This window comes from Rhodanobacter sp. Root561 (assembly GCF_001427365.1).
In the GTDB taxonomy this organism is placed as follows: Bacteria; Pseudomonadota; Gammaproteobacteria; order Xanthomonadales; family Rhodanobacteraceae; genus Rhodanobacter.
The window spans coordinates 293,791-312,131 of the sequence record NZ_LMGH01000011.1; the positions used below are offsets into that span (position 1 = coordinate 293,791).

Sequence of the window (18,341 nt, forward strand, 5' to 3'; positions counted from 1 at the left end):
CCGGCCTTCGGTTTTTCAGGCCGCGGCGTTGAGGAGTGAGCAAGTGAAGGGCCGCGACCGCTCACCCCTGGCCGTCGATGCTCTCGTCCAGCGGCGGCAACGTGCGGACCAGCATGCTTTGCGGGCTGCTCATCGGCAGTTTCTCGCTGCGCAGGCGTTCGAGGATCTCGAACAGCAGATCGCTTTTCACGCCGCCGACCTCGCGCGGGCTGCCCACGTAGGCCACGCAGTTGAAGGTCATCGCGCCGGCGGTGACGTTTTCCAGCTGCACGTACGGCGCCGGCGTGGCCAGCGTGCCGTGGTGGGCGCGCAGGATGCCCAGCACCAGTTCGCGCACCTTGCCCGCGTTGGTGTCCAGCGGCATCGGCAGCTTGATCTGCACGCGGCCCAGGGCGTTGGCCTGGGTGACGTTGCGCACGTTCTGGGTGATCAGCTGCGAGTTCGGCACGATCACGGTGGAGCGGTCCCACATCTGGATTTCGGTGGCGCGCACGTTGATGCGGCGGATGTCGCCCTCGACGTCGCTGCTCAGGCTGACCCAGTCGCCCACCTTCACCGGCCGCTCGACCAGCAGGATCAGCCCGGAGATGAAGTTCTGCACGATCGCCTGCAGGCCGAAGCCGATGCCCACCGACAGCGCGCTGACGATCCACGCAATGCTCTTGAGGTCCACCTGCAGCGCGGCCAGGGTCAGCACCACCACCAGCAGCCCGCCGAGATAGCCGAGCAGGGTGATGATGGATTCCTGCATGCCCCGATCCATCGCGGACTTGGGCAGCAACTGTTCGCGCAGCCAGCGCTTGAGCACGCGCAGCACCAGCACGCCGGCCAGCAGCACCAGCACGGCGGTGATGATGCTGGCCGGGTTGATCGCCAGCTCGCCCAGCTTCAGGTTGCCCAGGGTCTGCCGGGCGCTTACCAGCAGATCGCCCGGGCCGGCGCCGAACGGGGTGAGCACGGTGGCCAGCGCCACCAGCACCAGGCCCACGCGCACGATGCCCACCAGCAGCACGTTGGCCTGTTCCAGCTTGTGCGACGGCAGGGTCAGGCTGGCCTGCAACTGCTGGCCGCCCCGCCCGCGTGGCGACAGCAAGGTGTTGATCAGGTCAGTCAGCAGGTGGACCAGCAGGTAGGTGGTGGCAAAGATCAGGCCGACCCAGAGCATCTGCCTGGCCAGGAAGAAGGCCATCGCGATGAAGCCGGTGGCCACGCACAGCCAGCTGACCACCACGCCGAGCGAGGCCGCCGCAACCAGCAGGCTGACCCACACGGGCCGCTGCACGGGCTCGCCGCCGTCCCGGGCCAATTCGCTGCGGCTGCGGCGCAGGCGCCACAACGCCGCGCCGATCAGCCCGCTGATGACCAGGGCGAACAGTCCGCGGGTGGCCACGGTGGCGGGCAGGCTGGTGCCGATCGTGCGGGTGGTGCGCTCGACCATTCCGGCCAGCAATGCTGCGGCGGCAAGCAGCCACGGAAACGGCTGCAGCCATTGCGCGGTGAGGTCCGACAGCGCGGGCAAACGCCAGGAAGGGCGCCGTACCGACAGCAGGGCGCGACCCAGCCCGGTGATGAAGGCGGCCAGGCAGACCAGCCGCACCAGGGACGTCATCAGATTTTGCGTGTCGTCGTCGAGAACGTCGTTCCAGTTCAGTCCCGTGTAGGCCAGCTGGGCGGCGAGCCCGGTCGTCAGCACGGCAGTCAGCGCCACCGCGGTGGCCATCGCGCTGCGGCGCAGGTGTCCGTCCGGCACATGGCGGGCGGCCAGCGCCAGCAGCAGGCGCTCCAGCACCCAGCGGCCGCCGGCCAGCAGCAGCACGGCCGCCGCCAGGCACCACAGCAGCGGCTGCCGGTTCGGCGGTTGCCAGGCATCGTTGACTGCCGCGGTGAAGCGCGTGCCCAGGCGCTTCAGGCGCACCAGGTCATCGGGAAAGGTGCGCACGGGGCCGGCCCAGAACGCACGGCTGAATGGCGTGGGCGTGCGCGAGGCCAGTCGCGCCTGGAACTGGTCGTTGCGCAGGCCGGTGATCTGGGCGGCCAGCTGCATCGCGTTCTGGTTGAGCAGTTGCGACTGCTTGATCTGCGCGTCGAGGTCGGCCTGCGCCTTGTCCAGCTTTCGGCGTTGCGCCGCCACTTCCGGCGCTTCGGCCGGCGCTCCCTTCGCCGGCGCCGGACCCAGCACCGCCAGTTGGGCCTGCAAGGCGGTCATCTGCGGCGCGAGACTGGCGGTGAGCTGGCGCGACTGATCCTGCACGGCCAGCGCGGTGCTGCGCAGGTCGGCCAGCGGCGCATCGGGTGTGGGGTTCTTCAGTGCAAGCTTCACTTCGTCGAGCTGGCTGCCCAGCTGGTCCAGCGCCTGTGCCGGCGATACCGCCGCGGTATCGGGCGCGGCACTGTCCTGCGCATGCAGGGTGGCAGCACCGAAGATCAGCAGGAGGGATAAGGCGAGGCGAGGCAGTCTGGACATCCGCGCATGATCGGAGCGCGCCCGCGGGTGGTCAATCGCGGCGAGCCGGCAAGCGCTCGCCGGCGTGGCTGGCGTTCAGATTGGGCTGCACCGGGCTTCGACATTGCCCGCCCGTGAGCACGCCGCCGACTTGCCGCACAATACACACCCGCCAACATCCGGGTTCTCCATGATTTTTCGCTGGTTCGAGTCCCTCATCGACGCGTTCAAGGAACCCGTCGACGGCATGCCACCGCAGTCGGTGTGGCGCTTCTACGCGTTCTACCTGCGCCAGGTGTGGCCGGTGTTCGCCGTGGCGATCGTGCTGGGTTTCGTGGTGGCGATCATCGAGGTGTCGCTGTTCGGCTTCATCGGCAGCATCGTGGACATGGCCAGGGGCGCGCCGCCGGCGGATTTCTTCCGCCTGCACGGCAACGAACTGCTGTGGATGGGTTTCGTGGCGCTGATCGCGCGGCCGCTGGCGATCGGCACGCACGACCTGCTGGTGAACCAGGCCATCGTGCCCAGCCTGACCAACCGCATCCGCTGGCAGAACCACCGCTACGTGATCCGCCAGAGCCTGGGTTTCTTCCAGAACGATTTCGCCGGCCGCATCGCCAACCGCATCATGCAGACCGGCGGTGCGCTGCGCGAATCGGCGGTGCAGATTGTCGATGCGATCTGGTACGTCAGCATCTACACCGGCAGCGCCATCGTGCTGTTCGCCCAGGCGGATTTCTGGCTGGCCGCACCGCTGTTCGCCTGGGTGTTTGCCTACGTGGGCCTGCTGGCGTTCTTCGTGCCGCGGCTGAAGCAGCGCTCGTGGAAGGCCTCGGAGGCGCGCTCGAAGCTGATGGGCCGGATCGTGGACGGCTACAGCAACGTGCTGACGCTCAAGCTGTTCGCGCATACGCGCCGCGAGGAAGCCTACGTGGCCGAGGCGATGATGGATCAGACCGACAAGCTGCGCCGGATGACCCGCATCACCACCGCGCTGGACGCCAGCATCACCACCCTCAACGGCTTCCTGATCGTGGGCACGTCGGCGCTGGCGTTGTGGCTGTGGAGCGAGGGCCGGGTGACGGTGGGCGCGATCGCGCTGTCGACCGGGCTGGTGATCCGCATCAACAACATGTCCGGCTGGATCATGTGGGTGGTCAACGGCATCTTCGAGGATGTGGGCACGGTGCAGGACGGCATCACCACCATCGCCCAGCCGCGCGCGGTGCAGGATCGCGACGACGCGGTGCCGCTGGCGGTGACCGACGGCGCGGTGCGCTTCGAGCAGATCCATTTCCACTACGGCAAGCAGGGCGGGGTGATCGCCGGGCTCGACCTGGCCGTGCGCGCGGGCGAGAAGATCGGCGTGGTCGGGCCGTCCGGCGCGGGCAAGTCCACCCTGGTCAACGTGCTGCTGCGGCTGTATGACCTCGAGGCCGGGCGCATCCTGATCGACGGCCAGGACATCGCCCGCGTCACCCAGGAAAGCCTGCGTTCGCAGATCGGCGTGGTCACCCAGGACACCTCGCTGCTGCACCGCTCGATCCGCGACAACCTCCTGTATGGACGTCCGGACGCCAGCGAGGCGCAGGTTGCCGAAGCGGTGCGCAAGGCCCGCGCCGACGAATTCATTCCCGCCTTGAGCGACGGCGAAGGCCGCCGCGGTTACGACGCCCTGGTCGGCGAGCGCGGCGTGAAGCTTTCGGGCGGCCAGCGCCAGCGCATCGCGATCGCCCGCGTGCTGCTGAAGGATGCGCCGATCCTGGTGCTGGACGAGGCCACCAGCGCACTCGACTCCGAGGCGGAGGCGGCGATCCAGGAAAGTCTCGACCTGCTGATGCAGGGCAAGACGGTGATCGCCATCGCCCATCGCCTGTCCACCATCGCGCGGATGGACCGGCTGGTGGTGCTGGACAAGGGGCAGGTCGTCGAAACCGGCACGCACGCCGAGCTGATCGCGCGCGAGGGTTTGTACGCGCGGCTGTGGAAACGACAGACCGGCGGCTTCGTGGCCGCGGAGGATGCGCCGGCCTAGCCGGCGGTTGCGGCGGGCGTGAGTTGCGGGCTCAGCATGCTCCGCTGCTGCAGCAAGCGGGTTTGCCCGCTGTCGCCGCACCTTCCAGCACGTCGGCCGCGGCCGCCAGTGCACGCGCCGCGGCGGCGCCCTTGCGTTCGCTGTAGCGGCTGACCAGGTAGTCGCTGCGCCCGCGCACCAGCAGGGTGAACTTGAACAGCTCCTCCATCACGTCCACCACGCGGTCGTAGAACGGTGACGGCTTCATCCGGCCGTCGGCGTCGAACTCCTGCCAGGCCTTGGCCACCGAGGACTGGTTCGGGATGGTCACCATGCGCATCCAGCGGCCCAGCACGCGCAGCGCATTCACCACGTTGAACGACTGCGAGCCGCCGCTGACCTGCATCACCGCGAGCGTGCGCCCCTGCGTGGGCCGCACGCTGCCGTCTTCCAGCGGCAGCCAGTCGATCTGGTTCTTGAATACGCCGGTGATCGTGCCGTGCCGTTCGGGGCTGACCCAGACCTGGCCTTCGGACCACAGCGACAGCGCGCGCAATTCCTGCACCTTGGGGTGGCTGGCCGGCACGCTGTCCAGCATCGGCAATTCGTGCGGGTCGAACACCCGCGTCTCGGCGCCGAACTGGCGCAGGATGCGCTCGGCTTCCAGCGCCAGCTTGCGGCTGAACGATTGCAGGCGCAGCGAGCCGTACAGGATCAGGATGCGCGGCGGGTGGTCGGCATCGGCCGGCAAGGCCAGCTTGGCCAGGCTGGGCGTGTCCAGCGCTTCGGCGGCGATATGGGGCAGATCCTGGATCGGCACGGTGCGGTTCCTGTTGCCTTGGTTTTATGATTCTATCATTATGGAAATATGGAAACCAATCCGGAATCGCCGCCATGCATCCGTGTCGCGTCCTGTTCATCTGCACCGGCAACTCGGCCCGCAGCATCCTGTCCGAGGCCACTCTCAACCACTTGGGTGCGGGACGCTTTGCGGCGTTCAGCGCCGGCAGCCGGCCGACCGGGCGCGTCCATCCCCAGGCGATCGAGGAACTGAAAGCCCGGGGCATCGCCACCGAAGGACTCGCCAGCAAGTCGTGGGATCGCTTCACCGAAGCGGGCGCGCCGCCGCTGGACATCGTGATCACGGTTTGCGACAACGCCGCCAGCGAGACTTGCCCGGTGCTGTTCGGCGACTTCGTGAAGAGCCATTGGGGCCTGCCTGATCCAGCGGCCGCTCGGGAAGCGGACACCGCCGCGGCGTTCCGGCGTGCGCATGCGCTGATCGTGCGGCGGATTACCGCGCTGCTGCAGCTGCCGGTGGAAATGATGGGCCGCGATGAGCTGAAACAGACGCTTGACCGCATCGGCAGCCTCACCGGCGAGGAAGCCGGCGCATGAACCAGCCATCCGCAGCACTCGCTGCCGGCGCGGTTCCTGCGGACGGCGCCCGCATCGGTTTCTTCGAGCGCTGGCTCACGCTATGGGTCTTGCTGTGCATCGTCGCCGGCACGCTGCTGGGCCATCTGCTGCCTGGTAGCTTCGCGGCGCTGGGCGGCATGCAGGTGGCCCGGGTGAACCTGCCGGTCGCGGGGCTGATCTGGCTGATGGTCATCCCGATGCTGCTGAAGATCGACTTCGGCGCGCTGGGCGGCGTGCGCCGGCAGTGGAAGGGCATCGGCGTCACGCTGTTCGTCAACTGGGCGGTAAAACCCTTTTCGATGGCGCTGCTGGGTTGGATCTTCATCCGCCAACTGTTCGCCGGACAGCTGCCGGCGGCGCAGCTCGACTCCTATATCGCCGGCCTGATCCTGCTGGCCGCCGCGCCGTGCACGGCGATGGTGTTCGTGTGGAGCAACCTGTGCAACGGCGAGCCGGCGTTCACGCTGAGCCAGGTCGCGCTGAACGACGCGATCATGGTGGTGGCCTTCGCGCCGATCGTGGCGCTGCTGCTGGGCATCTCCTCGATAACGGTGCCGTGGAACACGTTGCTGTTGTCGGTGCTGCTGTACATCGTGGTGCCGGTGGCGCTCAGCATGCTGCTGCGGCGTCGGCTGCTGGCGCACGGCGGCGAGACGCGGTTGCAGCAACTGCTGCAGCGGCTGGGCCCGGTGTCGCTGGGCGCGCTGCTGGCCACCCTGGTGCTGCTGTTCGGTTTCCAGGGCCGGCAGATCCTCGCGCAGCCGGCGATCATCGCGCTGCTGGCGGTGCCGATCCTGATCCAGGTGTATTTCAACGCCGGCCTGGCGTACTGGCTCAATCGCCGCTTCGGCGTGCCGCATTGCGTGGCCGGTCCCTCGGCACTGATCGGCGCCAGCAACTTCTTCGAGCTGGCCGTGGCCACTGCGGTCGGCCTGTTCGGCGTGCATTCCGGCGCGGCGTTGGCGACCGTGGTGGGCGTGCTGATCGAGGTGCCGGTGATGCTGTCGGTGGTGCGCATCGTCAATCGCAGCAAACGCTGGTATGAATCGGCATAGACAGCTGGAGCAGCACCATGCAGAACAAGCAGGCCATCACCATCCTCGCCGCGCTCGCCCAGGAGTCGCGCCTCGCGGTCTATCGGCTGCTGATCGAGCACGCGCCGGAGGGACTGGCGGCCAGCGCGATCGCGGAGCAGCTGGGCCTGCCCAACGCCACGCTGTCCTTCCACCTCAAGGAGCTGTCGCATGCAGGCCTGGTGAGCAGCCGGCAGAGCGGGCGCTTCATTTATTACGCGCCGGTGATCGAGGTGATGAACGACCTGATCGGCTATCTCACGGATCACTGCTGCAGCCAGTCCGGCGGCTCGTGCGCGCCAGCCAAGCGCGTCGCCGGCGCCGGCAAGCGGCGGCCGGCTTCGGCTTGATGCAGCGGGCGATTGATGACCTGGCAGCGCTCCGGCGTACTCAACCCGGGATGGCGGCCGGGTCCATCCAGAACGCTTCCCACACATGGCCGTCGGGATCGGTCAGGTCGCGGCCGTACATGAAGCCGTGTTCCTGCACGGGATTGATGTCGGCCGTGCCGCCGTTCGCCGCGGCCGTGTCGTTCATGGCATCGACTGCGGCACGGTCATCGAGGGAGAGCGCCAGCATCACCTCGCTGGCGCCGGCGTCCGGTATCGGCCGCCCGGTGAAGGTGCGCCACTTGGCGTGAGTGAGCAGCATGACGTGGATGGTCTCGCTCCACACCATGCACGCGGCGGTGTCGTCGGTGAAGTGGGGGTTGTTGACGAAGCCGATGGCAGCATAGAAGTCCATCGACTTCTTGAGGTCGGCGACCGGGAGGTTCACGAAGATCATCTTGGGCATGGGGGTTTTCCGGTGGTGGAGGCGGGGAGCGACGGTGCTCGTCATCCGAACGACGATCGGCGGGCGGCGATTTCGACACGGTGGGGAAGCCTGCTGTCGCCGCCGTGGCTGCGTTCAACGATCCCGGAGGTCCGGCGTCGCCACGCCCAGTGAACGGCAATGGCGTTCGTACTCCGCCCATTGGCTGCTGGCCGATGCACGTCCGCTCACCACGCCGCCGGGGCCGAGGAATTCGACCGTGCCCATCACGATCACCAGCGCCAGCATCGGCTCGTCGCCGACGATTTTCCACCAGTCGGTGTTGCCCGGCGGTTCGTAAACGTAATCGCCGGGACCGATCAGCTCGCCGGTGCACAGCTTGCGGGTGCCGCTGAGGTTGTACGCGTGGATCTCGCCGGTGTGGCGATGCAGCGGCATCACCGTGCCCGGTTCCATCCGCAGCAGTTCGACGAAGCCGCGGTCGTCGGCGAAGAAGCGCAACGGGCTCGACGATTTGCCGGGGCTGGAGGAGGGCACCCAGTGCCGCGCGGCGGCGGTGCTGAAGCGGGCGGGCAGGTAGTCGTGCAGGCGGGTGGATGGTGTGGTCATGGGCGTGGCTCAGGCGGCGATGGCGGAAAGGTAGATTTCGAACGAGGCATCCACCGCCGCGCGGCCTCCGCCGATGATGTTGCGGCCCCAGGTGAAGCCGTAGACGTCCTCGAACGCGTAGCCGGCCAGGCGCGCCTGCATGCCGCGGACGGCCTCGGGCGGCATCGGCGTGAAGTTCGGATAGCTGTGCATGAAGGAGACGTGGCGACGGTTGCTCACCACGTGCGGCGCGTCGCCGGAAAACAGCGCGCCGCCGGGCCGCGGTCCGTCCTTCCAGTGCAGCACCGTGCTGCCGGGGAAATGGCCGCCGCTGCGGATCAGCGTTACCGCATCGGACAGCCGGTACGCGTCGCCGCGCCAGAACTGCACGTTGGGCGAGGGCCGGCGTACCCAGTCGCGGTCCGCCTCGTGCAGCAGGATCGGCACGTTGCCGAGCGCCTCGCTCCACTCCAGTATCGAGGCGTAGAAATGCGGATGCGAGATCGCGATCAGGTCCACGCCGCCGCGCGCCTCCAACGCGGCGACGGCTTCGTCGGTAACCAGGCTCAGCGATTCCCACAAGATGTTGCCCGCGTCGGTGGGCAGGTACAGCGCGCGCTGGTTGATCGCGAAATCCGGCGCCAGGCCGATGCCGAGCACGCCGGCTTCGTCCTGCATGCGCAGTGTGTGGGTGGCTTTCAGCGCCTCGTGCGTCGTCCACGTCTGGCCGTGCGCGCCGACGTACTGGCGCTCGTCCTCGCACACGGCGCAATGCCCAGGAGTGTTCGGGTACTGGGTGCCGCAGGTTTCGCAGATGGCTTTCGTCATGATCTGGTCTCGCTTGGGGCGGGCGGTGCCCGTACGGTGCAGACTCTAGGCATAATCTGGACCCTTGATTGATCCATTCATGAGAGATTCGATGGAACCAGTTTTCCCGTTCCCCGTGCTGCTGCCGCGCGGCGCCGGCTCGCTCACGCAGGCGCTGCACCAGCAGTTGCGGGCGGCGATCCTCGATGGCCGCCTGCCGCCGCACGCCGCGCTGCCCGCCACGCGCAAGGTGGCCGAGGCGCTGGGCGTGGCGCGCAATACGGTGGTCGCCGCCTACGACCTGCTGATCGCCGAGGGCTATGTGGTGCCGCGCCAGGGCGCCCGGCCCCAAGTCGCCGAATTCGCGCGGCGCCGGTCGAGGCCAGCGCGCGCCGGCGTGGACGAATCGCGTCTTGCGCCGGCGTGGCGCACACCATTCCTGCAGCCGTCGCCGGCGCGCAGCCTGCCCGAGCGCAATTTCCGCCTGGGCATTCCGGACCACCGGCATTTCCCGCACGAGCTCTGGCGTCGGCTGATGGCGCAGACGCTGCGCAGGAGCGTGCGCGAACCGTTCGCCTATGCGCCGTCGCAAGGCATCCCCGCCTTGCGCGAGGCGATCGCGCAGCACGTGGCGTTTGCCCGCGCGGTGGCCTGCAGCGCCGACGACGTGATCGTCACCTCCGGCGCGCAGCAGGCGTTCGACCTGATCGCCCGCCTGCTGGTCACGCCGGGACAGACGAAGGTGGCGGTGGAGGAGCCGGGTTACCCGCCGGTGCGGGCCGCGTTCGCCGCGGCCGGCGCGCAGCTGGTGCCGTTGCCGGTGGATGACGAAGGCCTGTGCGTCGAGCGCCTGCCCGAGGACGTGCGCATCATCAGCGTCACCCCGTCGCACCAGTCGCCCACCGGCGTGGCGATGTCGCTGCGCCGTCGCGCGGCCTTGCTCGACTTCGCGCGCCGCCATCACGCGGTCATTGTCGAAGACGACTACGACGGCGAGTTCCGTTTCGGCGGCCGCCCGCTGGATGCCCTGCAGACGCTGGATCGCGACGCGCAGGTGTTCTATGTCGGCACCTTCTCCAAGAGCATGTTCCCCTCGCTGCGCAAGGGCTTCGTGGTGGCGCCGGCGTGGGCGCGCAGCGGGCTGGTCACGGTCAAGCACTGCGTCGACTCGCATTGCGACGGCATCCCCCAGGCCGCACTGGCCGCCTTCATCCGCGACGGCCACCTGGCGCGGCATGTGCGCCACATGCGGCCGATCTATGCCGCGCGGCGCGAGGCTTTGCTCGACGGCCTGCAGCGCGGGCTCGGTGAATGGCTGCAGCCGATCCCGTCCGAAGCCGGCCTGCATCTGGCCGCGCGCCTGCGCGACCCGGCGCGGGCGTCGAAGCTCATGCCGGTGGTGTTGCGTGCCGCCACCGGAGCGGAGGCCACCGCCGACTACGCGATGACACGCGATGTCGAGCCGGCGGTGACCTTCGGCTACGGCGTGATCGACGCGGCGGACATTTCGGCGGCGCTGGCCGGCCTGCGCCGGTCGTTGCGAAAACTCTAGGGCGTCACGCAGTCACGCCCGGATCGGCGTGGCGCCAGCGCCGTCATCGTGCGGACGCAGCGGCCCTTCATCCTCGGGCGAAGGGCTGTGCTGCGCGGGCGGTACGGCAGGATCGGGAAGGTCCGGAGCCTGCCCGCTGCGGCTGAGTTCGCCGCGCCAGCGCGGCAACGCGTCGGGATAGTGGGCCTGGATGAAGGCGATCAGGCCTTCGCGCACCAGGCAGCGAAGGTCCCAGCCACGACCGGAATCCGAGGTGCTGACCAGGGCGCGCAGCTGCATGGCGTGTTCGTCGGTGTCGGTCACCTGCAGGATGCAGACGCGGCGATCCCACAGTTCCGACTGGTCGCACAAGCGCGTCAGTTCCTCGCGCAGTGGCGCCAGCGGCGTGCGGTAGTCGAGCTTGAGATACACCGTGCCGATCAGTTGCGCGCTCTGCCGGGTCCAGTTCTGGAACGGGTTCTCGATGAACCAGTTCAGCGGCACCACCAGCCGTCGTTCGTCCCAGATGCGCACCACCACATATGTGCCGGTGATCTCCTCGATGCGGCCCCATTCGCCTTCGATGATCACCACGTCGTCGAGCCGGATCGGCTGGGTCAGGGCAATCTGCAAGCCGGCGATCAGGTTGCTCAGCACGGGTTTGGCGGCCAGTCCGATCGCCAGGCCCGCCACGCCGGCCGAGGCGAGCAGGCTGGTGCCGAGCTGGCGTACGCCGGGAATGGTCATCAGGATGATCGCGGCGCCCAGGATGATCACGATGACGTCGGCAGTGCGCCCGAGCACGCGCACCTGGGTCACCACGCGGCGCGCCCGCAGGTTGTCGGCCACATCCATCGGATGGTTGCGGATCGCGGCATCCTCGAACGCGCCGATGCAGCGCACCACCAGCCACGTACACGCGCCCAGCAACGCGATCAGCGAGAGATGCTGCAGCAGGGTGAACAGCGGCGAGACGCTGGCGGGCCAGGTGCGCAGGCAGATCGCCAGCGCCAGCAGGGGCAGCACCCACTCCATCGGACCGCTGGCGCGGCGCAGGAGATCCGAAAGCACCGGTTGCCGCGTCGCCACGCGGTCCAGCGCGGCATGGGCCACGACGCGTACGAGCAGGGTAAGTACCAGGCCGGCCACCAGCGCCAGGCCAAGGCGTGCCCACGGATCAGCGGCCAAGGTCGAGAGGAAATCGCTCAGCATGATGTCCAGCCTGCCGCTTTCGATGTGGAAGAAATGTCGGCTGGCGGATGGGCGTGGCGCATGCGCCACGAAGAAGGGCACCCTGCGGTGCCCTTCTTCGTTGCCGAATCGCGAGTCGGATAGCTGGCACGATCAGCTGGCACGCTCAGTTGGCGTGGAACGCCTGCTTGATGTCGCGCATCTGGTCATGGCCGTTGCGCACCGAGGTGTAGACATCGGCGATCACCGACAGCGTATGGGGCGAGATCTCGTCGTCCTTCATCGCGTCCTCGAATTTCGACTTGATGTGATCCTCGCCGCGTTCGACCTCGTCGACCACGGCCTTGTTGTCGGCCTTGGTGAGGCTGGTGCGCAGGTTGACGAACATCCGGTGGGCCGAGGCCAGCACGGTGCCGTCGTCCTCGGGTTTGCCGCCCAGCGAGCGCACGCAGTTCTGCAGGGCCGACGCCGCGGTGCGGCGCTCGCCGGAGCGTGCGCGGAACAGCGAGACCAGCGGTTCGCTTTTCGCATCCTTGGCCGCTTCGGCGTAGCCGTCGGCGCTGTCCAGCGTGGTCTCGATCAGGCTGTTGAGGGTCTTGATGTCGTGTTGGTTATTCATGAGTTCTCCTTGCGGATTCCGATGGGAACGATGGTGGCAGGGGAATCGCCGTGGACGAGTACACGGGAACACAGGTGACGGAAGCGCCACGGCTTTGTTCAGACCCGTGGTTTGCGTTCATCTTGATGGCGCGTCGTTGCGCGACCGGGTGCGCGCTGGAAAAGGGCGCGCCTCCACCGCTTGACTCTAGACCTTGATCAAGGGTCTAGACTTGTTCGCATGAACACAAAGCTCCCCTCCCTGACCATCGGTACCGTCGCCAGGCGCGTCGGCGTGGCGATCGACACGATCCGTTATTACGAGCGCGAAGGCCTGCTGCCCGAACCCGAACGGCGCGCTTCCGGCTATCGCAGCTACGGCGAGGCCACGGTGACGCAGCTGCGCTTCATCCGCCGTGCCAAGGATCTTGGCTTCACGCTGGAGGAGATCCGCGAACTGCTGGCGCTGTCGGCGGATCGCCAGCGCGGGGTGAAGGCGGTGAAACGGCGGGCGGAAAAGCGGCTGGCGGCGATCGAGCAGCGCATCGTCGAACTGCAGCGCGTGCGCGATGGACTGGCGCAACTGGTGGCCTCGTGCCCCGGACACGGCAAGCCGGAGGAGTGCCCGATCCTGCGCGCGCTGAACGATGAAGAGGTGTCGGCATGAACGCGCAGGCGTGTTGCCAGGGCAGCGGCAAGGCGACCGACCCGGTCTGCGGCATGACGGTCGATCCGGCCACGTCGAAGCATCAGTCCATGCACGACGGGCAGGCCTTCCATTTCTGCTGCGGCGGCTGCAAGGCGAAGTTCGAGGCGGAGCCGGCGCGTTATCTGGCCGCACCTGCCGCCCACGATCATGACCACGCTGCGCACCGGGTGAAGGACCCGGTCTGCGGCATGAGCGTGGACCCGCACACCGCAAAACATCGCGCCGAACACGACGGCCACCCGTACTACTTCTGCTCGGCGCGTTGCCGTGAGAAGTTCGTGGCCGACCCGGCCGCGTACCTGGGCGAGCGCCAGCCCGCGCCGGCTGCGCCTGCCGGCACGATCTACACCTGCCCGATGCATCCGGAAGTGCAGCAGGTCGGCCCCGGCGACTGCCCGAAGTGCGGCATGGCGCTGGAACCGATGATGCCTTCGCTGGACGACGACGACGGCGGCGAACTGCGGGCGATGACGCGGCGCTTCGGATGGCTGGTGGCGCTGACCTTGCCGGTGTTTGCTCTGGCGATGGGACCGCACCTGTTCGGCTGGCATCTGCCCGCGCGGTGGGCTGGCGTGGCCGGCTGGGTCGAGGCGGTGCTGGCCAGCGTCGTGGTGTTGTGGGGCGGTGCGCCGTTCTTCGGGCGCGGCTGGCGCTCGCTGAACCCGTGGTCGCCGAACATGTATACGCTGATCGCGCTGGGCACCGGCGTGGCGTGGCTGTACAGCGCGGTGGCGTTCCTGCTGCCCGGCATTTTTCCGGGCGGTTTCCGCGACATCCATGGCCGCGTCGCGGTGTATTTCGAGTCGGCGGCGGTGATCGTCAGCCTGGTCACCCTGGGCGATTTCCTGGAACTGCGCGCGCGGCGGCGCACCGGGGCGGCGCTGAAGGCGTTGCTGGGGCTGGCGCCGAAGACCGCGCGGCGGATCGCCGCCGACGGCAGCGAAAGCGATGTGCCACTCGACGAGGTGCGCGCCGGCGACGTGCTGCGCGTGCGCCCCGGCGAGAAGCTGCCAGTCGACGGCGTGGTGATCGAGGGCGAGAGCCACGTCGACGAGTCGATGCTCACCGGCGAGCCGATGCCGGTGGTCAAGGCGAAGGATGATCCGGTCACCGGCGGCACGGTGAACCAGGACGGCGCGCTGACCATGCGCGCCCGGAAGGTCGGCGGCGAAACCCTGCTGGCGCAGATCGTGGCGTTGGTGGCGCAGGCACAACGCAGCCGCGCGCCGCTGCAGCGCGTGGCCGACAAGGTCGCGGCGTGGTTCGTGCCCGCGGTGGTGGGGATCGCGTTGCTGGCTTTTGCCGCCTGGGCGATGGTCGGGCCGGAACCGCGCCTGACGCATGCGCTGATTGCCGCGGTGTCGGTGCTGATCATCGCCTGTCCCTGCGCGCTGGGCCTGGCCACGCCGATCTCGATCATGGTCGCCAGCGGTCGCGGTGCGCAGCACGGCGTGCTGTTCAAGGACGCCGGCGCGATCGAATCCCTGCGTGACATCGACACCCTGGTGGTGGACAAGACCGGTACGCTGACTGAAGGCAAGCCGGCACTGACCGAACTGGTGGTCCTGGGCGAGCAGTCGCGCGAGCAATTGCTGGCGCTGGCTGCCGCGCTGGAGCGGCCCAGCGAGCATCCGCTGGCGCGGGCGATCGTCACGGCCACCGATGCCGAAGGCGTGGCGGTGCTGGCGGCGACGGGGTTTCGTTCGTTGATCGGGCGCGGCGTCAGCGCGACGGTGGACGGCAGCACGGTGACGCTGGGCAATGCGAAGCTGATGGCCGAGTCGCGTGCTGCGGTCACCGACGATGCGAACATTCGTGCCGAACAACTGCGTGAACACGGCGCCACGGTGATGTTCCTCGCCGTCGATGGCACCCTCGCCGCGCTGCTGGCGGTGGCCGACCGGATCAAGCCGGGCACGCCCGCCGCCATCGAGGCGCTTCACGCGGCCGGCCTGCGCATCGTGATGCTCACCGGCGACAACGCCACCACCGCGCAGTCGGTGGCGCGTGCGCTGGGCATCGACGAGGTGCATGCGGATGTCTCGCCGGCGGACAAGGCTGCGGTGGTGAACCGGCTCAAGGCCGAGGGCCGCCGCGTGGCGATGGCCGGTGACGGCATCAACGACGCGCCGGCGCTGGCCGCTTCCGACGTCGGCATCGCGATGGGCGGCGGCACCGACGTGGCGATGGAGAGCGCCTCGGTGACCCTGGTCAAGGGTGAGCTGGGCGCGATCGTGCGGGCGCGCAAGCTGTCGCAGGCCACCGTGCGCAATATCCACCAGAACCTGTTTTTCGCCTTCGTCTACAACGCGGTGGGCGTGCCGCTGGCTGCCGGTGTGCTGTATCCGTGGTTCGGCATCACGCTGTCGCCGATGATCGCGGCGCTGGCGATGAGCCTCAGCTCGGTGTCGGTGGTCAGCAATGCCTTGCGGCTGCGGCGTGCGCCGCTGTGAGGCCTGCGTCGTGACGATTGTCACCGGCGATGCTTGACGGTGGCGACTGTGGCCGGCGGCGCGTCCGTTCGATCATGCTCCCGCACCACGGTGGTGCCGGAGAGCATCCATGAACGGCATTCCCGAAACCCACGGCACGCTCGACAAATACCTGCCCCTGCTGCTCGGCCTGATGGCTGCGCTATTGGTGGGCAGGACGCTGAGGAAGACCCTGTGGAGCGCGTTCGCCCTGTACATGGCCTTGCACTACAGCGGCATTCATCCGTTTGGCTGAGCGCATGCCCTAGACTTCGTGCCTTCCGTTCGCGCACCGGCGCGGACGCTGCCACTCTCCAGCACAAAGTCACCGCATGAGCCGCACACTCGCCGAATGGCTGGCGTACCAGGAACGCGTCAACGTCCACAGCATCGAGCTGGGCCTCGAACGGGTACGCGAGGTGTGGTCGCGGATGGGCGCACCGGCACCGGCGCGGCAGGTGATCACCGTCGCCGGCACCAATGGCAAGGGCTCCACGGTGGCCTTGCTGGAGGCGATGCTGCGCGCCGCGGGCCGCCGCGTGGGGGCATTCACCTCGCCGCACCTGCTGGCCTACAACGAGCGCGTGCGCATCGACGGGGCGGATGCCGACGACGCGGCGCTGATCGCCTCGTTCGAGCGGATCGAGGCTGCGCGCGGCAGCGTCCCGCTGACCTATTTCGAGTTCGGCACGCTGGCCGCGCTGGACCTGTTCGCGCGGGCCGAGCTCGACGTGGCTGTGCTGGAAGTGGGCCTGGGCGGGCGGCTGGATGCGGTCAATATCATCGACGCCGATGCGGCGGTCATCACCACGGTCGACCTGGACCACATGGACTGGCTCGGGCCGGATCGCGACAGTATCGGTCGCGAGAAGGGCGGCATCGCGCGGGCCGGGCGGCCGGCGATCGTGGGCGAGCTGGACCCGCCAGCGGGCCTGCTCGCCGCGCTGGACGCCTGCGGCGCCCGGGTCGAGCGCGCCGGCATCGATTTCAGCGTCGAGCGCCATGCGGACGGCTGGCGCTGGCGTCACCGCGACGGCAGTGCGATGGAGCTGCCCGATCCGGCCCTGTCCGCGCCGGTGCAGTACGCGAACGCGGCGGCGGCGATCGCCGCGCTGCACGCGCTGGGTGACGAGAGGCTCACGCCCAGCGCGTTCTTTGCCGCGATCAGCGTGGGCCTGCACGAGGTACGGGTGCCGGCGCGACTGCAGCTGATCAGCGGCGAAATCCCGATCATGGTGGATGTCGGGCACAACCCGCAGGCGGCCCGCGCCCTGGCCGAATGGCTGGACGCGCAACCGGAGACTGCGGTGCGTGCCGTGTACGGTGCGCTGGCCGACAAGGATGCCGCGGGCGTGATCGCGGCGCTCGGCGACCGCGTCGATCATTGGCACCTGGCCGGGCTGGAGCGGGACAGCCCGCGCGGCATGAGCGTCGATGCGCTGGGCGCCATCCTGCGACAAACCCTGCCGCAGGCCTCGTGCACGGCGCACGCCAACGTGGCGGCGGCGTTGCAGGCGGCGCGCGCCGCCGCGAAAGCGGGCGACTGCATCCTCGCGTTCGGCTCGTTTTTCGTGGCCACGGCGGTGCTGGCTGAACACGCGGCCATGGCGGGCGGCGTCGACGCCGGATGACCGTTGCCCGCGGCAGGTATAATCGCCGTGTTGTGCACTGCCTTTGCCGTCCTGGAGCGATAACTTGAAAACACGCCTGCTGGGAGCCGCCGTCCTGATTGCCTTGGCGGTTCTGTTCGTGCCGATGTTCTTTTCCAGTACGCCGCCAGCCCCCGGTGGTGACCAAGCCGTCAACCTGGCGATTCCGCCGGCACCCGATCGCGACCTGCAGACCCGCACCATGAGCCTTGCGCCTGACGCCGCCAGTGCCTCGGGCACGGTGGCGCCACCGGCCGAAACCGTCACGCCCGGATCTGGTGACCGGCTGGCCACGGTGAACATCGGCTCCAGCCGTCCGCGCGACGTGGAAACTGATCCGCAGGCCGGCCAGGCGCCGCCGCCGACCACGGTGACCATCGGCTCGGGCGCGTCGCCCAGCCAGCCGGTGATTCCGCAGCGGGACAAGCCGACGGCGACGACCCCGCCGGCGGCGAGCAAGCCGTCTGCCTCCGTCGAACCGGCCAAGCCGGTGGCGGTCACCCCGAAGCCCGCGCCGACACCTGCCGCGGTCGGTCGTGGCAACTACACGCTCAACCTCAGTGCCTATGCCAGCGCCGCCGGCGCGGCCAGCCTCGAACGCCGCGTGCGCGTCCTGGGCTATCCGGTCAGCGGCCAGACGATCACCCAGGCGGGCAAGCCGCGCACCCTGGTCACCGCCGGCCCGTTCGAAACGCGTGCCGCGGCCGAGGCGGCCCGGCTGAAGATCACCCAGTCGATTCCCGGCGTGCCGGCGCGGCTGGAACAGGACGCCAGCCGCGACAGCGCGCCGGCCAGCGCACCCGTGGCCCACGAGTCCGCCAAGGCCGGTGGCTGGGCGGTCCAGCTGGCGGCGGTCAGCGCCCAGGCCGACGCGATCGCGCTGCGCGACAAGCTGCGCGCGAACGGTTTCGACAGCTTCGTCGATTCGGTGCAGGCCAGCGGCAAGCAGTTGTGGCGCGTGCGGGCCGGCCCGCAGACCCAGCGCGGCGACGCGCAGCGCGTGCACGACCAGATCAAGGCGAAGCTGGGCATCGACGGCAACGTCGTCCCGGTGCCCTGAGTTCAGCGGCAAGCT

The 18,341-nt window shown here is 68.8% G+C and carries 17 protein-coding genes; 10 read left to right on the top strand and 7 right to left on the bottom strand.

Annotation, left to right across the window (positions count from 1 at the left end; all coding sequences use genetic code 11):
- Positions 1 to 61: 61 nt before the first annotated feature.
- A complete protein-coding gene (locus ASD55_RS10185) occupies positions 62 to 2,464 on the bottom strand; it encodes a DUF3772 domain-containing protein (protein ID WP_056765851.1) in 2,403 nt (800 codons plus the stop codon).
- 172 nt (positions 2,465 to 2,636) lie between these two features.
- On the opposite strand from ASD55_RS10185, the gene ASD55_RS10190 reads away from it, so the two are divergent.
- The gene (locus ASD55_RS10190) at positions 2,637 to 4,478 is read left to right on the top strand and encodes an ABC transporter ATP-binding protein (protein WP_056766073.1); all 1,842 of its coding nucleotides are present in this window, start codon (positions 2,637 to 2,639) and stop codon (positions 4,476 to 4,478) included.
- A 31-nt stretch (positions 4,479 to 4,509) separates the two neighbouring features.
- On the opposite strand, the gene arsH is transcribed toward ASD55_RS10190, so the two are convergent.
- Entirely contained in the window at positions 4,510 to 5,277 is a 768-nt protein-coding gene (gene arsH / locus ASD55_RS10195) for an arsenical resistance protein ArsH (protein ID WP_200946142.1), read from the bottom strand.
- A gap of 74 nt (positions 5,278 to 5,351) precedes the next feature.
- Here arsH and ASD55_RS10200 point away from each other — a divergent pair, with 74 nt between their 5' ends.
- The 3 genes from ASD55_RS10200 to ASD55_RS10210 are packed head-to-tail and all read left to right on the top strand — an operon-like array spanning position 5,352 to position 7,299.
- Positions 5,352 to 5,855: an arsenate reductase ArsC gene (locus tag ASD55_RS10200; RefSeq protein WP_056765853.1), complete on the top strand. Its 504-nt coding sequence runs from the start codon at positions 5,352 to 5,354 to the stop codon at positions 5,853 to 5,855.
- The gene (gene arsB, locus ASD55_RS10205) at positions 5,852 to 6,931 is read left to right on the top strand and encodes an ACR3 family arsenite efflux transporter (protein WP_056765855.1); all 1,080 of its coding nucleotides are present in this window, start codon (positions 5,852 to 5,854) and stop codon (positions 6,929 to 6,931) included. Before ASD55_RS10200 ends, arsB begins: the two co-directional genes overlap by 4 nt.
- Positions 6,932 to 6,948: 17 nt before the next feature.
- Complete coding sequence (locus ASD55_RS10210) at positions 6,949 to 7,299, top strand: metalloregulator ArsR/SmtB family transcription factor (RefSeq protein WP_056765858.1); 351 nt, start codon at positions 6,949 to 6,951, stop codon at positions 7,297 to 7,299.
- 40 nt (positions 7,300 to 7,339) lie between these two features.
- Here ASD55_RS10210 and ASD55_RS10215 read toward each other — a convergent pair whose 3' ends face one another.
- From ASD55_RS10215 to ASD55_RS10225, 3 genes are all read right to left on the bottom strand, one after another.
- Positions 7,340 to 7,744, bottom strand: coding sequence for a VOC family protein (locus ASD55_RS10215; protein WP_056765861.1), 405 nt, complete (start codon positions 7,742 to 7,744; stop codon positions 7,340 to 7,342).
- 114 nt (positions 7,745 to 7,858) lie between these two features.
- Entirely contained in the window at positions 7,859 to 8,332 is a 474-nt protein-coding gene (locus ASD55_RS10220; protein ID WP_056765863.1) for a cupin domain-containing protein, read from the bottom strand.
- 9 nt (positions 8,333 to 8,341) lie between these two features.
- The gene (locus ASD55_RS10225) at positions 8,342 to 9,139 is read right to left on the bottom strand and encodes a hypothetical protein (protein WP_056765866.1); all 798 of its coding nucleotides are present in this window, start codon (positions 9,137 to 9,139) and stop codon (positions 8,342 to 8,344) included.
- Positions 9,140 to 9,230: 91 nt separating this feature from the next.
- Here ASD55_RS10225 and ASD55_RS10230 point away from each other — a divergent pair, with 91 nt between their 5' ends.
- Complete coding sequence (locus ASD55_RS10230) at positions 9,231 to 10,670, top strand: PLP-dependent aminotransferase family protein (protein ID WP_056765869.1); 1,440 nt, start codon at positions 9,231 to 9,233, stop codon at positions 10,668 to 10,670.
- 12 nt (positions 10,671 to 10,682) lie between these two features.
- On the opposite strand, the gene ASD55_RS10235 is transcribed toward ASD55_RS10230, so the two are convergent.
- Both ASD55_RS10235 and ASD55_RS10240 read right to left on the bottom strand, forming a co-directional pair.
- Positions 10,683 to 11,942 (bottom strand): mechanosensitive ion channel domain-containing protein, encoded by a 1,260-nt coding sequence (locus tag ASD55_RS10235; protein ID WP_235577779.1) that lies wholly within the window; start codon positions 11,940 to 11,942, stop codon positions 10,683 to 10,685.
- A 64-nt stretch (positions 11,943 to 12,006) separates the two neighbouring features.
- The gene (locus ASD55_RS10240) at positions 12,007 to 12,459 is read right to left on the bottom strand and encodes a PA2169 family four-helix-bundle protein (protein ID WP_056718806.1); all 453 of its coding nucleotides are present in this window, start codon (positions 12,457 to 12,459) and stop codon (positions 12,007 to 12,009) included.
- Positions 12,460 to 12,678: 219 nt separating this feature from the next.
- On the opposite strand from ASD55_RS10240, the gene ASD55_RS10245 reads away from it, so the two are divergent.
- The 5 genes from ASD55_RS10245 to ASD55_RS10260 all read left to right on the top strand — a co-directional run bounded on the left by ASD55_RS10245 (position 12,679) and on the right by ASD55_RS10260 (position 18,326).
- On the top strand, positions 12,679 to 13,104 hold the full coding sequence (locus ASD55_RS10245; protein ID WP_056765871.1) for a heavy metal-responsive transcriptional regulator: 426 nt from the start codon (positions 12,679 to 12,681) through the stop codon (positions 13,102 to 13,104).
- Positions 13,101 to 15,599: a heavy metal translocating P-type ATPase gene (locus tag ASD55_RS10250; protein ID WP_056765873.1), complete on the top strand. Its 2,499-nt coding sequence runs from the start codon at positions 13,101 to 13,103 to the stop codon at positions 15,597 to 15,599. The genes ASD55_RS10245 and ASD55_RS10250 overlap by 4 nt, the downstream gene beginning before the upstream one ends.
- 109 nt (positions 15,600 to 15,708) lie before the next feature.
- A complete protein-coding gene (locus ASD55_RS18720) occupies positions 15,709 to 15,873 on the top strand; it encodes a hypothetical protein (RefSeq protein ID WP_200946143.1) in 165 nt (54 codons plus the stop codon).
- A gap of 76 nt (positions 15,874 to 15,949) precedes the next feature.
- Positions 15,950 to 17,248 (top strand): bifunctional tetrahydrofolate synthase/dihydrofolate synthase, encoded by a 1,299-nt coding sequence (gene folC / locus ASD55_RS10255; protein ID WP_056765875.1) that lies wholly within the window; start codon positions 15,950 to 15,952, stop codon positions 17,246 to 17,248.
- Positions 17,249 to 17,312: 64 nt separating this feature from the next.
- Positions 17,313 to 18,326 carry an SPOR domain-containing protein gene (locus ASD55_RS10260; RefSeq protein ID WP_056765878.1) on the top strand — a complete coding sequence of 338 codons (1,014 nt, stop codon included), beginning with the start codon at positions 17,313 to 17,315 and terminating at the stop codon, positions 18,324 to 18,326.
- The last annotated feature ends 15 nt before the right edge of the window (positions 18,327 to 18,341 follow it).

Excerpts from the sequence above, each read along its gene's own strand:
- arsB (WP_056765855.1), top strand. The coding sequence starts at position 5,852 with ATGAACCAGCCATCCGCAGCACTCGCTGCCGGCGCGGTTCCTGCGGAC.
- ASD55_RS10200 (WP_056765853.1), top strand. The coding sequence starts at position 5,352 with ATGCATCCGTGTCGCGTCCTGTTCATCTGCACCGGCAACTCGGCCCGC.
- ASD55_RS10240 (WP_056718806.1), bottom strand. The coding sequence starts at position 12,459 with ATGAATAACCAACACGACATCAAGACCCTCAACAGCCTGATCGAGACC.
- ASD55_RS10185 (WP_056765851.1), bottom strand. The coding sequence starts at position 2,464 with ATGTCCAGACTGCCTCGCCTCGCCTTATCCCTCCTGCTGATCTTCGGT.
- ASD55_RS10220 (WP_056765863.1), bottom strand. The coding sequence starts at position 8,332 with ATGACCACACCATCCACCCGCCTGCACGACTACCTGCCCGCCCGCTTC.
- ASD55_RS10210 (WP_056765858.1), top strand. The coding sequence starts at position 6,949 with ATGCAGAACAAGCAGGCCATCACCATCCTCGCCGCGCTCGCCCAGGAG.
- ASD55_RS10230 (WP_056765869.1), top strand. The coding sequence starts at position 9,231 with ATGGAACCAGTTTTCCCGTTCCCCGTGCTGCTGCCGCGCGGCGCCGGC.
- ASD55_RS10245 (WP_056765871.1), top strand. The coding sequence starts at position 12,679 with ATGAACACAAAGCTCCCCTCCCTGACCATCGGTACCGTCGCCAGGCGC.
- ASD55_RS18720 (WP_200946143.1), top strand. The coding sequence starts at position 15,709 with ATGAACGGCATTCCCGAAACCCACGGCACGCTCGACAAATACCTGCCC.
- ASD55_RS10250 (WP_056765873.1), top strand. The coding sequence starts at position 13,101 with ATGAACGCGCAGGCGTGTTGCCAGGGCAGCGGCAAGGCGACCGACCCG.
- ASD55_RS10225 (WP_056765866.1), bottom strand. The coding sequence starts at position 9,139 with ATGACGAAAGCCATCTGCGAAACCTGCGGCACCCAGTACCCGAACACT.
- ASD55_RS10215 (WP_056765861.1), bottom strand. The coding sequence starts at position 7,744 with ATGCCCAAGATGATCTTCGTGAACCTCCCGGTCGCCGACCTCAAGAAG.
- folC (WP_056765875.1), top strand. The coding sequence starts at position 15,950 with ATGAGCCGCACACTCGCCGAATGGCTGGCGTACCAGGAACGCGTCAAC.